Genomic DNA, 12,383 nt, shown 5'->3' with positions numbered 1-12,383 from the left:
GCGGACGAGCGAGCCGACTCGCGCCGCGGGTTCGTGCGCCCTCGGCGCCGCCGTGGCCTCTACGCGGCGCGCTTGGCGGGGCTGCGCTTCTTCGCCGCGGCTCGCTTCTTGGCGGGCGCCTTGCGCGCCGGTGCCGCCTCGAGTGCGGCGGTGGCAGGCGTGTCCGGCGTGAAGCGCTTGAAGGTCTCGCCGGCCGCCTCGATCGAGCGCTGCATCATGTCGCCGGCGGCCCCGGCGGCGCCTTCCTGCAGCGCGGTGTTGGCGAGCTGGGCGAACTGGCCGGTGAGCGCGCTCCACCACTGCATCGGGTCGATCGCCGAGCGCGGCGCCTCGCCGCCCGCTCCGGTGTCGCTCGCGCTGCCGGCATCTCTGGCGGCGGCGCCGTTGCCGCCGGCGATAGAGGGTTCGCCGTTCGTGCCGGAAGTCGCAGCTGCCGCATCGCGGGCCGGCTCCGCTGGACGGCCGTCGCCGGCCGCCGCCGTGCTGCCGCCTTCGGCGCCGCTCATCCGGGCGGTGAGCGACTCGCGCAGGTCGCTCATGCGCACGTTCATCGTCTTCAGCGTCGACAGCGTCATGCGCTGCACCTCGAGCGCCTGGATCGTCGCGGCGAGCATGCGGGCGTTCTGCTCGAGCCAGAACTGGATCGTGCGCAGCTCGCCGATGCGTTTTTCGATCTCCTCGGGGTTCAGGGTCGGTGCGACCCACTGCCCGATGCCGGGCAACGCGCTGCCGGCGTTCTTCACGAGGTTCTGCATGAAGTCGAAGCCGGGGACGAACTTGCCGAAGTCCGGGGTGTCTGCCATGCGGGTCTCCTTGGATGTGCTCAGGGGGCGAGGGGAACGCGCTCGACGCGGTAGCCGCGCGTGGCGAGCAGCGCCGGCAGGCCGTTCGAACCGGTCATGTGCAACGCGCCCACCGCGGCGAACACGCGCTGCCCGCCGGCGTGGGCGCGGTCGATGGCCGCGGCGATCGCCGGGTTGCGCTCGTCGAGCAGCCGCTTGATGAGGAGGCGCTCCGCCGGCGTCTCGACGCACTCGCACCAGCGCTCGTAGCTCGAGAGCGTCTCGAGGTCGCCGCTGGCCCACGCGCGGGCCAGCCGCATCAGGACTTCCCGGGCACGCGGCGATTCGACGTCGGCAAGCCCGTCGCGGACGACTTCGATCGTTTCGGCCGGCGTCGCCATCTGCAGCGCCTCGATCTGCATGGCGGGCGTCTCGAGCGAGCGCACCGGCATGGCGGCGCCACGTGCCAGCATCGCCAGCATCATCTCCACGCCGTACGCGGGCTCGAGCCCGTCGCGGCGCGCCACCAGCGCGCCCAGCGACGCGACCTGCAGCTCGGGCGTCAGCGGCTCGAACTCCGCCGGATCGCCGCACTCGGCCTCGATGCGGGCGCGCAGGCGCGCCGCGAGCTCGGGCGGCAGCTCGGTGCGGCGTGCGCTGCGCAACGCGTCGACGAGCGCCTGCTGCACGGCCGGGTCGAGGATGTCGAGCTCGAGGGCGACGCTGTCGGCCGCGCCGAGCGCCTCGCGCACGCGCGGTCCCGGGAACATCCATTCGAGGCGCGCCGCGTGGATCGTGCCGTAGAGGTACGAGGTGCGGCCGTCCTTCACGACCCGCCACAGGAAGCCGCGGTCGCTCGCGGCGGCCATGCCGGCCTGCACCTGCTCGGCGCTCGGTGGTGCCGCCGGCGGCGGGCAGTCGGCGGGCGGCGCCGCCTGGGCGCTGCAGGCGATCGCGCCGGCGGCCACGACAAGCGCGCATCGCAGCCGTTGCAACGCGGCGCGGGCGCGAGGGGCGATCGGAATCATCGGCGTAGCTTACGTTGCCGGCCGGGTGGCAGCTCGCCCGGTGCCGCGGTCGGGGCCTGCGCCGGTCGGCGAGTGCCGGCTGCGCGCCTGCGCCCGTGCGCAGCGGGTCGACGGCCACGACCCGGTTGCGCGACGAGTTCGGCCTCAGGGCTGGCCGGCCGGCCGGCTGCCGGCGCGCCGCCGGGTGCCGCCGGCGGCCTTCAGCGCTCCGGCCGCAGGTCGATGCGCAGCACGCCGTCGAACTGCTCGAGACGCAACCGGCCCAGCACGTCCATGCCGAGCAGCGGCTCCTCGCCAAGTCCATCGAGCGCGACCGCTTGGCGCCTGCGCGCCTGAACACCGCCGTTCAGCGTGATGTCGACCCGCACCAGGCGACCCGTCACCACCCCGCCGGCGGTGTTCGAGCGCACCTCGCCTTCGCTCGCGAGGTCGAGCTCGCGCGCCAGCGACGCCGGAATCGCGGTGCGACTCGCGCCGGTGTCGACCAGGAACACGACGCGCCGCCCGTTCAGGGTGCCCGGCCAGTAGTAGTGGCCGTCGCGCGCGCGCTCGAGGTTCACGATGTCGCCGACGACGGTCAGCCGGGCCTCCTGCTCGCGCCGCCCCTGCCACTGCACGCCGAGGAAGACCAGTGCGCCGAGCACCAGCCAGAAGGTGACGATCTTGAAGCTGCGCGGCAGGTCGCCGCTCATCGCGCGATGGCGCCGAACACGCTCGAGCCGTCGGCGGCGCGGACCTCGATGCGCAGCGAGCCGGGTGCACCGGCCGCGAACGAAAGCGCGCGCAGCGCGGGCTCGTCGACCGACGCGCCGGGCTCGTCTGTCGCGGAGCCCTGCGCCCCTGGCGCCTCCGGCGGTTCGCGCGACGCCTCACGTGCCGGCGCGACGACATCCCTGAAGGCGCTGCCGACGATGGTGCCGGCAGCGATCGCACGGCGCGCGGCGAGCGCCGCGAGCAGGCTGCCGAAGTCGAGCGGCAGGTCGACCGGCACGTCGGCGGCGCGCGTGCCGCCGCGTTGCACGGCGAGCGCGCGGGCGAGGCGGCCATGCTGCCAGTCGGCGCCGAACTCGTCGGGCGTCACCACGACCGGGCCGCAGCGCGCCAGTGGCGCAGCATCGAGGCCGATCTCGCCGTCGACGGCATCGACACCGCCCAGCGTGACGTCGGCGCCGAGCATCAGCAGGCGCACCCCTTCGAGGGTCGCTCCCGCGGGGGTTCCAGGGGCGATGTCGCCGGTGATGACCGCGAGCCACGGCACGACCGCGAAGCTGGCTTCGGCTTCGGCATCGCTCGTCGATGCATCGGCTTCGCCGCCGTCGGGGTTCGCCGCGGCCGCGGCGGCCGCCCACGCCTCGCCCGGCCCCACGAGGCCGCTGCCGTCGCGCGTCGTCAACTGCCAGCGCCCGCGGGCAACCGGCCCCGCGTGCACCCGCCCGAAGGCGCGCGGCAACGGCGCCATGCAGCGCGCCGGGTCGAACGCGAACGCGTGGCGCGCCTTGCCGCAATCGAGCGCCTGCGCCATCGCCTCGAGTTGCGGCGACACGAAGTTCCAGTCGTCAAGCACCTGCTGCAAACGTGTCGCGGTGCCGCTGGCATAGTGCGCGGTCGCCAGGTCGCGCGACACGACGACCAGCTGGCCGTCGCGCGAGCCGTCCCGGTACGTGGCAAGTTTCATCGGTCCTCGTGGCTGCTCACAAGAAAACGATTGTCGATGCTTGCCGCTTCCCTCTTTCCGCGCGCCCGCCGCCGCCGGGTCCGCGCGCTCGCCGCGCCGGCCCCGGGCCGCGCTGCTGCTGCACGGTCTGCTGCTCGGCGGTGCGGGCGCGCTCGAGCCCGAATCGCGCGGGGTGAGGAACGCGGCGCCGCTGACGGTGCGCAGCGTCCCGGCGATCGCCGCCCAGGTGGTTGCCGACGCCGGCGCGAGCGCCGGTGATCGCGCGCCGACCGTCGCGCCACCCGGTGTCGAGGCAGCGGCGCCGACGCGCGACGTCGCACGCGCGGCGGCGCTGACGCGAGACAGCCAGGCGGTGGCGCACCGCTCGCCGGTGCGATCGGCGCCGCGCGAGGCGTCGCCGTCGCCGCCTGCCGCCGACTCATCGCTGCCTTCCAGCGCTGCGGCAACCGTCATCACCGAAGCCGCCTCCGCGGACGCCTTCGGCGCCGACGGTGTGCTCGCGCCGTCGACCCGCCTCGTCGCCGCGGCGAGTACCGAGCCTACCCCCGAGCGCCGTCACGACGACCGCGACGATGCCGCCGACGTGCACGAAGGGTTCGACCAGTCGCCCACGCGGGTCGCCGCCGCGGCGGCCCGCGAACGCAGCGGCGCGCCCGATGCCGACGACGAGCCGGTGCCGACCTATGCGACCCGCTTCGCCCCGTCGATGACGCTGCGCTACGGTGTGCGGCGCGGCTTCCTCCAGGGAACCGGAGAGGTGCACTGGGAGCACACCGGCGCGACGTACGCGCTGCGCCTCGCGGCGAGCGTCGCCGGCCTCACGCTGATCGAGCAGACCAGCCGCGGCCGGATCGATGCGGCCGGGATCGCGCCCGAGCGCTTCACCGATCGGCGCATCAAGCGGTCGCTGCAGGCCGCCAACTTCCAGCGCGACGCCGGCGTCGTGACGTTCTCGGGCAAGCCCGACGCGGTTCCGCTGCGGCCCGGTACGCAGGACCGGTTGAGCTGGATGTTGCAGCTGCCGGCGATCCTCGATGCACGCCCGGAGCTGTCGACGCCGGGGCGCACGGTGTCGATTCCGGTGGTCGGGGCGCGCAGCGATGCGGGCGTCTGGGTGTTCCGCTCCGTCGGCCCCGAGACGGTCGAGACCGGCGACGGCGCCAAGGTGCGCGCGACCAAGCTCGTCCGCGAGCCGCGCGATCCGTACGACACCGCGGTCGAGGTGTGGGTCGACCCGGCGCGTCATCACCTGCCGGTGCAGGCCAAGCAGCGCTCGGGCAAGGACCAGTTCGACCTTCTGCTCGAATCTCTGACGCCCGGTTGAGCCTTCGGCTGACGCCCGTTGCGCGTTGCGGGCGCGACCCTTGCCGGACCACCTTGCGCATCCTGCCGATCGCGACCGATCGATGCGATGCGTGCGCGCCGACCCGGGCGCACGCGTTCCGGAGCCGACTGCACCGCCGGCCCTTGCAATCGAGGCGAGCCGTCCCTAGGTAGGCTGCGAGGAGTCCACCATGCACATGCTCTACAACTCGGACAGTTTCACCGTCGTCCAGATCGACCTGCCGCCTGAAGCGAGCGCCGCGCCCGATGCGGACAGCCGTGGCGGCTACGAGATCGTCGACAAGTTCGCCCGCAAGGAGATCTTCATCCACGGCGTGCTCGCGCAGAGCTTCAAGTCGGGCGTCGAGGCGCTCATCCGCAGCGAGCCGTCCGAGGACGAGATCGACGACTTCATCGAGGGATTCACCTCCCTGCTGCAGCAGCCCCTGGTGCTGCACTGAGCCGGCCGGTGCCGCACCGGTCGACCCACCCGCTCGGGCCTGCAACAATCGGCGCGATGAACGCTCCGCTGCCTGCCATCGCCACCCACTACACGCGCGGCGGGCGCCTCGCCGAGATCATGCGCGAGCGCATCGTCATCCTCGACGGCGCGATGGGCACCATGATCCAGCGCGAGAAGCTCGGCGAGGGTGACTTTCGCGGCGAGCGCTTCCGCGACCATCCGACCAGCCTCAAGGGCAACAACGACCTGCTGCAACTCACGCGGCCGGACGTGATCCGCTCGATCCACGAGCAGTACCTGGCCGCCGGCGCCGACATCGTCGAGACCAACACGTTCAGCTCGACGTCGATCGCGCAGGACGACTACGGCCTCGGTGCGGTCGCCCGCGAGCTCAACGTCGCGGGCGCGCGCCTCGCCCGCGAGGCGGCCGACGCGGCGAGCACGCCCGACAAGCCCCGCTTCGTCGCCGGCGCGCTCGGGCCGACGCCCAAGACCGCGAGCATCAGCCCCGACGTCAACGATCCGGCCAGGCGTAACGTCACCTTCGACGAACTGAAGACCGCCTATCGCGAGCAGGCCGAGGGGCTGCTCGAGGGCGGCTGCGACCTTTTCCTGATCGAGACGATCTTCGACACGCTGAACGCCAAGGCGGCCATCTTCGCGCTCGACGAGCTGATGGAGGACACCGGCGAGCGGCTGCCCGTGATCGTGTCGGGCACCGTGACCGACGCGTCGGGCCGCATCCTCTCGGGGCAGACGGTGACCGCGTTCTGGCACAGCGTGCGCCATGCGCGCCCGCTCGCGGTCGGCCTCAACTGCGCGCTCGGCGCGGCGCTGATGCGGCCGTACGTCGAGGAGCTCGCGCGCGTCGCGGGCGACACCGCGGTGAGCTGCTACCCGAACGCCGGGCTGCCCAACCCGATGAGCGAGACCGGCTTCGACGAGACGCCCGAGGTCACGTCGAGCCTGCTCGAGGATTTCGCGAAGTCGGGCTTCATCGACATTGCCGGTGGCTGCTGCGGCACCACGCCCGAGCACATCGCGGCCATCGCGAACCGCGTCGGCCGCTATCAGCCGCGCTGCGTACGCCACGGCCTGTTCGCCGGGCTCGAGCTCGAAGCAGCCTGAGGCTTCGTCGCTGAGCGGCGCGTCGCTCGCGACGCGTCCGTGGAGTCCGACCCTTCAGGCAGCGCCGCCGTGCGCGGGGTGGCTTGCACGGCCAACTACAATCGTGCGTTGCTCGAGGAGCGTTGCGACAGCCCCGGACCCGCGTGTCCGCCCCGGCTGCCAGGCTCGGGCACGGCCGGCGTCACGCGCCGCCGCCTGCAACGGCGCTCACCGGTCGTTCGACGCACCCGGTGACCGTGCCGGGCGTCGATCCCTGTCGATGACGCCGCGATGAGTTCTTCCGTTCCTTCCGCTTCCCCTGCCGCCGCGGTGCCGCCGATGCGCCTTTCCGGCCTCGAGCCGGTCCTCATCGGCGCCGGATCCCTCTTCGTCAACATCGGCGAGCGCACCAACGTCACCGGCTCCAAGGCGTTCGCGCGCCTCATCCTGAACGGCGAATTCGAAGCGGCGCTCGGCGTCGCGCGCCAGCAGGTCGAGAACGGCGCGCAGGTCATCGACATCAACATGGACGAGGCCATGCTGGATTCGAAGGCCGCCATGGTGCGGTTCCTCAACCTGATCGCCGGCGAGCCCGAGATCGCGCGCGTGCCGATCATGGTCGACAGCTCGAAGTGGGAGGTGATCGAGGCCGGCCTCAAGTGCATCCAGGGCAAGGGCATCGTCAACTCGATCTCGCTCAAGGAGGGCGAGGCCGCATTCCGCCAGCAGGCCAAGCTGGTGCGTCGTTACGGTGCCGCGGCCGTGGTGATGGCGTTCGACGAGCAGGGCCAGGCCGACACGTTCAGGCGCAAGACCGAGATCTGCGCGCGCGCGTACCGCATCCTGGTCGACGAGGTCGGCTTCCCGCCCGAGGACATCATCTTCGACCCCAACATCTTCGCGATCGCGACCGGCATCGAGGAGCACGACAACTACGCGGTCGACTTCATCGAGGCGACGCGCTGGATCAAGCAGAACCTGCCCGGCGCGAAAGTGTCGGGGGGTGTCTCGAACGTGAGCTTCTCGTTCCGCGGCAACGACCCGGTGCGCGAGGCGATCCACACGGTGTTCCTGTACCACGCGATCGCGGCCGGCATGGACATGGGGATCGTCAACGCCGGGATGGTCGGCGTGTACGACGACCTCGACCCCGAGCTGCGCGAGCGCGTCGAGGACGTCGTGCTGAACCGGAGAAGCGATGCCGGCGAGCGCCTCGTCGAGATCGCCGAGAACGCCAAGGGCGCGGCTCGCGACGAGTCGACGCGCCTCGCGTGGCGCGGCACGCCCGAGCACCCGAAGACGGTCGACGAGAAGCTGAGCCACGCGCTGGTCCACGGCATCACCGACTTCATCGTCGACGACACCGAGGAGGCCTGGCAACGCATCAAGGCGCAAGGCGGGCGCCCGCTGCACGTGATCGAAGGCCCGCTGATGGCCGGCATGAACGTCGTCGGCGATCTGTTCGGGCAAGGGAAGATGTTCCTGCCGCAGGTGGTGAAGTCGGCGCGCGTGATGAAGCAGGCGGTCGCCCACCTGCTGCCCTACATCGAGGCGGAGAAGCAGGCCCTCGTCGATGCGGGCGGCGAGGCCAAGCCGAAGGGCAAGATCGTCATCGCCACCGTGAAGGGCGACGTCCACGACATCGGCAAGAACATCGTCACGGTGGTCCTGCAGTGCAACAACTTCGAGGTCGTCAACATGGGCGTGATGGTCGCGTGCCAGGACATCCTCGCGAAGGCCAAGGCCGAGGGTGCCGACATCGTCGGCCTGTCGGGCCTGATCACGCCGAGCCTCGAGGAGATGCAGCACGTCGCTTCCGAGATGCAGCGCGACGAGTACTTTCGCGAGCGCCGGCTTCCGCTGCTGATCGGCGGAGCGACGACGAGCCGCGTCCATACCGCCGTGAAGATCGCGCCGCACTACGAGGGCCCGGTGGTCTACGTGCCCGACGCGAGCCGTTCGGTCGGCGTCTGCAGCGACCTGCTGAGCCCGGAGCGCTCGGACGCCGCGATCGCCGAGATCGCCGCCGACTACGAGCGCGTGCGCACCCAGCACGCGTCGAAGAAGGCGACGCCGCTCGTCACGCTGGCCGAGGCGCGCGCCAACAAGACGAAGATCGACTGGTCGAGCTACCAGGCGCCGCAGCCGAAGTTCATCGGCCGGCGCGTGCTGAAGAACCAGGACCTTGCCGAGATCGCCGCGGCAATCGACTGGGGTCCGTTCTTCCAGACCTGGGACCTCGCCGGACCGTACCCCGCGATCCTCGACGATGCGGTGGTGGGCGAAGCCGCGCGCAAGCTGCTCGCCGACGGCCAGCAGATGCTCAGGCGCGCGATCGACGGCCGCTGGCTCGGCGCCAGCGGCGTGCTTGCGCTGTACCCGGCCAACAGCGTCGGCGACGACGACATCGAGATCTACGCCGACGAATCGCGCCGCGAGGTGCTGATGACGTGGCGCAACCTGCGCATGCAGAGCGTGCGCCCGGTGGTCGATGGCGTGATGCGGCCGAACCGGTGTCTTGCGGACTTCGTCGCGCCGAAGGCGTCGGGCGTCCCGGACCACATCGGCCTCTTCGCGGTGACCGCCGGCCTCGGCATCGAGAAGAAGGAGCGCCAGTTCGCCGCCGAGCTCGACGACTACAGCTCGATCATGCTGAAGGCGATCGCCGACCGGCTCGCCGAGGCGTTCGCCGAACGCCTGCACCAGCGCGTGCGCACCGACTTCTGGGGCTACGCGCCCGACGAGGCGCTCTCGGTCGACGACCTCGTCGCCGAGAAGTACCGCGGCATCCGCCCGGCGCCGGGTTACCCGGCGTGCCCGGACCACCGCGTCAAGAGCGACCTGTTCCGCGTGCTCGGCGCCGACGAGATCTGCATGCAGCTCACCGAGAGCCTGGCGATGCTGCCGGCGGCGAGCGTCAGCGGCTTCTACATCGCGCACCCCGAGTCGGCGTACTTCAACGTCGGCAAGATCGGCCGCGATCAGGTCGAGGACTGGGCCGCGCGGAGCGGCATCGCCGTGGCCGACGCGGAGCGCGGGCTGGCGTCGCTGCTCTAGCCCCGTCTTCTACAGCCGGCGCGGCAGCGACCAGCTCAGCCGGTCGTCAGCACGCGCCGGTACTGGATCGCCTCGGCGACGTGCGGAGTAGCGATCGCGGGCGCTTCGGCCAGGTCGGCGATCGTTCGCGCCAGCCGGAGCACGCGATGAAAGCTGCGCGCCGACCAGCCGAGGCGCAGCGTGACTGCCTGCAGGAACGCCGACGCCGCGGCATCCAGCGCGGCGTGCCGGTCGAGCGCGTCGCCGGCGAGCTCCGTGTTGACGCAGCCCTGGCGCTGCAAGGCACGCGAGCGCGCCGCCACCACCCGTGCGGCGACGACCGCGGTGGACTCGCCCCGCGGCGCCGCGGCGAGCGCGTCCGGCGGCACCGCCGGCACTTCGACCTGTGCGTCGATGCGGTCGAGCAGCGGGCCGCTGAGCCGGCTCTGGTAGCGCGCGATCGCCTCGGGCGTGCAGCGGCAGGCGCGTTGCGGGTGGCCGAGCATCCCGCACGGGCACGGGTTCATCGCGGCGACGAGCTGAAAGCGCGCCGGGAACTCGGCGCGCCGCGCCGCGCGCGAGACGACGATGCGGCCGGTCTCGAGCGGCTCGCGCAGCGCTTCCAGGGCCGCACGCGGGAACTCGGGCAGTTCGTCGAGGAACAGCACGCCGTGGTGAGCGAGCGAGATCTCGCCGGGCTGTGGTGGCGAGCCGCCGCCGACCAGCGCCACCGGCGAGGCGGTGTGGTGCGGCGCGCGCAGCACGCGCTCGGCCCAGCGCTCGGGCGCGAAGCCGCCGGTGAGGCTGGCGATGGCGGCCGACTCGAGTGCCTCGTCGGTGTCGAGCGGCGGCAGCAGGCCGACGAAGCGCTGCGCCAGCATCGACTTGCCAGTGCCCGGGGGCCCGACCATCAGGACGCTGTGCCCGCCGGCCGCGGCGATCTCCAGCACCCGCTTGGCGCCGGCCTGTCCCTTGACCTCGCGCAGGTCGGGGCGTGCCGCGGTGACCGCCGGCGGCGCGGGCACCGGCACGGGCAGCTCGCAGGCTGCCGCCGACTCGCCGGCGACGAAGGCGCGGACCACGTCGGCCAGATGCTCGGCGGCGCGCAACGCGAGGCCCGGAACCAGCGCCGCCTCCTGGGCGCTCGCCGTCGGCAGCACGAGCACGCGTGTCGACGCGGCCGAGCGCTGGAGCGCCAGCCCCATCGCGAGCGCGCCCCGTACCGGGCGCACGTCGCCCGCCAGCGAGAGCTCGCCGGCGAACTCGAAACCGGCGAGCCGGTCCGCGTCGATCTGCCCGGCTGCCGCGAGGATGCCGAGCGCGATCGGCAGGTCGAAGCGCCCGGAGTCCTTCGGCAGGTCCGCCGGTGCCAGGTTGACGGTGATCCGCTTGTTGTTCGGAAAGTCGAGGCCGCTGTTCTGGATCGCCGAGCGCACCCGCTCGCGCGCCTCCTTCACCTCGAGGTCGGCGAGCCCCACCAGCGTAAAGCTCGGCAATCCGTTGGCGAGATGGACCTCCACGCGCACCTCGGGAGCACTGAGCGCGTCGATCGAGCGGCTGTGGACGATGGCCAGTGACATCACGGGGCGCAGGTGCTGCGCAGCAGGATAGGGCGACGCCACGGCGGCAACCGTCGGTGACGGGTGCACCAGAACGGGTTGATTGGGGGTGGCGCATGCACCTTTCGGGTGCTTGCTGCGCCAGCCGCCGGGTTCCGGCGCGGCTGCGCTGCGCGCGGCGAGGGCACGGATGCCTCGACACCGCTTGGCACAGAAGCTGCGAAATGGGCTCGATCCCCTCTCAAGCCTGGAGTTGACCCGATGAAGACGCTCGCCTTCGCCCTTGCCGCCGTTTCCGCTGCCGCGATGCCCACGCTGTCGGCCGCACAGGAGACCAACCCCCTGTCGTTCAACGTCAGCGTGACCAGCGACTACCGCTTCCGCGGCATCTCGCAGAGCCGCTTCCGTCCTGCCGTGCAGGGCGGCGTCGACTACGCGCTGCCGAACGGCTTCTACGTCGGCGCCTGGGCGTCGACGATCCGCTGGATCAAGGACGCCGGCGAGATCAACGACATCAACACGCGCCGCTCGCCGGTCGAGCTCGACCTCTACGGCGGCTACAAGGGCCAGATCACGAGCGACTTCGGCTACGACGTCGGCGTGCTGCAGTACCTCTACCCGCGCAACGCGCTCACCCGCATCCCCAACACCTACAGCCCGAACACGTTCGAGCTGTACGGCGCGCTCAGCTTTGGCCCGGCGACCCTCAAGTACTCGCACGCGCTGACGCGCCTGTTCGGCACCGCCGACAGCAAGCACAGCGGCTACCTCGACCTCACCGCCAACTTCGACGTCGGCGGCGGCGTCACGCTCACCCCGCACGTCGGCCACCAGCGGGTGCGCAACAACAGCGACTTCTCGTACACCGACTACTCGCTGACGGTCGCCAAGGAGTTCTACGGCTTCACGTTCAGCCTCGCCGCCGTCGGCACCGACACCAAGAAGATCGCCGGCGCCCACGCGTATGCGTCGCCGGCGGGCAACGACCTCGGCCGCTTCGGCGCCGTGGTCGCGGTCAAGAAGACATTCTGATTTCGACCGGGGAGGTACAGCCATGAAGATGGTCACTGCAATCGTCAAGCCGTTCAAGCTCGACGAGGTTCGCGAGGCGCTGAGCGCGATCGGCGTGCAGGGAGTGACGGTGACGGAGGTCAAGGGCTTCGGCCGTCAGAAGGGCCACACCGAGCTCTACCGCGGCGCCGAGTACGTCGTCGACTTCCTGCCCAAGGTGAAGATCGAAGCCGCGGTGGACGACGCCATCGTCGACCGCGTCATCGAGGCCGTCGAGGCGGCCGCCCGCACCGGGAAGATCGGCGACGGGAAGATCTTCGTGTCGGCGCTCGAGCAGGTCGTGCGCATCCGCACCGGCGAAACCGGCAAGGACGCCCTCTGAACGCCATGCAGACAACA

The 12,383-nt window shown here is 71.8% G+C and carries 11 protein-coding genes and 1 riboswitch; of the genes, 6 read left to right on the top strand and 5 right to left on the bottom strand.

The window, feature by feature from the left end; translation table 11 throughout:
- Positions 1–59 precede the first annotated feature (59 nt).
- The 4 genes from HQN59_RS00320 to HQN59_RS00305 all read right to left on the bottom strand — a co-directional run bounded on the left by HQN59_RS00320 (position 60) and on the right by HQN59_RS00305 (position 3,485).
- Entirely contained in the window at positions 60–803 is a 744-nt protein-coding gene (locus HQN59_RS00320) for a PhaM family polyhydroxyalkanoate granule multifunctional regulatory protein (protein ID WP_176064959.1), read from the bottom strand.
- A gap of 20 nt (positions 804–823) precedes the next feature.
- Positions 824–1,810: a TraB/GumN family protein gene (locus HQN59_RS00315; RefSeq protein WP_176064957.1), complete on the bottom strand. Its 987-nt coding sequence runs from the start codon at positions 1,808–1,810 to the stop codon at positions 824–826.
- A gap of 200 nt (positions 1,811–2,010) precedes the next feature.
- On the bottom strand, positions 2,011–2,502 hold the full coding sequence (locus tag HQN59_RS00310) for a retropepsin-like aspartic protease family protein (protein WP_176064955.1): 492 nt from the start codon (positions 2,500–2,502) through the stop codon (positions 2,011–2,013).
- Positions 2,499–3,485, bottom strand: coding sequence for a fumarylacetoacetate hydrolase (locus HQN59_RS00305; RefSeq protein WP_176064953.1), 987 nt, complete (start codon positions 3,483–3,485; stop codon positions 2,499–2,501). Before HQN59_RS00305 ends, HQN59_RS00310 begins: the two co-directional genes overlap by 4 nt.
- 40 nt (positions 3,486–3,525) lie before the next feature.
- On the opposite strand from HQN59_RS00305, the gene HQN59_RS00300 reads away from it, so the two are divergent.
- The 4 genes from HQN59_RS00300 to metH all read left to right on the top strand — a co-directional run bounded on the left by HQN59_RS00300 (position 3,526) and on the right by metH (position 9,435).
- Entirely contained in the window at positions 3,526–4,809 is a 1,284-nt protein-coding gene (locus HQN59_RS00300; protein WP_176064951.1) for a DUF3108 domain-containing protein, read from the top strand.
- A gap of 190 nt (positions 4,810–4,999) precedes the next feature.
- Positions 5,000–5,269, top strand: coding sequence for a BTH_I0359 family protein (locus HQN59_RS00295; protein WP_176064950.1), 270 nt, complete (start codon positions 5,000–5,002; stop codon positions 5,267–5,269).
- 56 nt (positions 5,270–5,325) lie between these two features.
- Complete coding sequence (locus tag HQN59_RS00290) at positions 5,326–6,399, top strand: homocysteine S-methyltransferase family protein (RefSeq protein ID WP_176064947.1); 1,074 nt, start codon at positions 5,326–5,328, stop codon at positions 6,397–6,399.
- Positions 6,400–6,507: 108 nt separating this feature from the next.
- Positions 6,508–6,615, top strand: a riboswitch (S-adenosyl-L-homocysteine riboswitch).
- A gap of 54 nt (positions 6,616–6,669) precedes the next feature.
- Positions 6,670–9,435 (top strand): methionine synthase, encoded by a 2,766-nt coding sequence (metH, locus tag HQN59_RS00285; RefSeq protein WP_176064945.1) that lies wholly within the window; start codon positions 6,670–6,672, stop codon positions 9,433–9,435.
- Positions 9,436–9,470: 35 nt separating this feature from the next.
- On the opposite strand, the gene HQN59_RS00280 is transcribed toward metH, so the two are convergent.
- Positions 9,471–10,994: a YifB family Mg chelatase-like AAA ATPase gene (locus HQN59_RS00280; RefSeq protein ID WP_176064937.1), complete on the bottom strand. Its 1,524-nt coding sequence runs from the start codon at positions 10,992–10,994 to the stop codon at positions 9,471–9,473.
- Positions 10,995–11,234: 240 nt separating this feature from the next.
- Here HQN59_RS00280 and HQN59_RS00275 point away from each other — a divergent pair, with 240 nt between their 5' ends.
- Both HQN59_RS00275 and HQN59_RS00270 read left to right on the top strand, forming a co-directional pair.
- A complete protein-coding gene (locus HQN59_RS00275; protein WP_176064935.1) occupies positions 11,235–12,005 on the top strand; it encodes a TorF family putative porin in 771 nt (256 codons plus the stop codon).
- Positions 12,006–12,027: 22 nt separating this feature from the next.
- Positions 12,028–12,366, top strand: a complete 339-nt coding sequence (locus tag HQN59_RS00270) for a P-II family nitrogen regulator (protein ID WP_176064927.1) — start codon at positions 12,028–12,030, stop codon at positions 12,364–12,366.
- Positions 12,367–12,383: the final 17 nt, after the last annotated feature.

It is taken from the genome of Rhizobacter koreensis, assembly GCF_013366375.1.
Taxonomy (GTDB): domain Bacteria; phylum Pseudomonadota; class Gammaproteobacteria; order Burkholderiales; family Burkholderiaceae_C; genus Schlegelella_A; species Schlegelella_A koreensis.
This window is presented reverse-complemented; position numbering and strand designations above follow the sequence as displayed.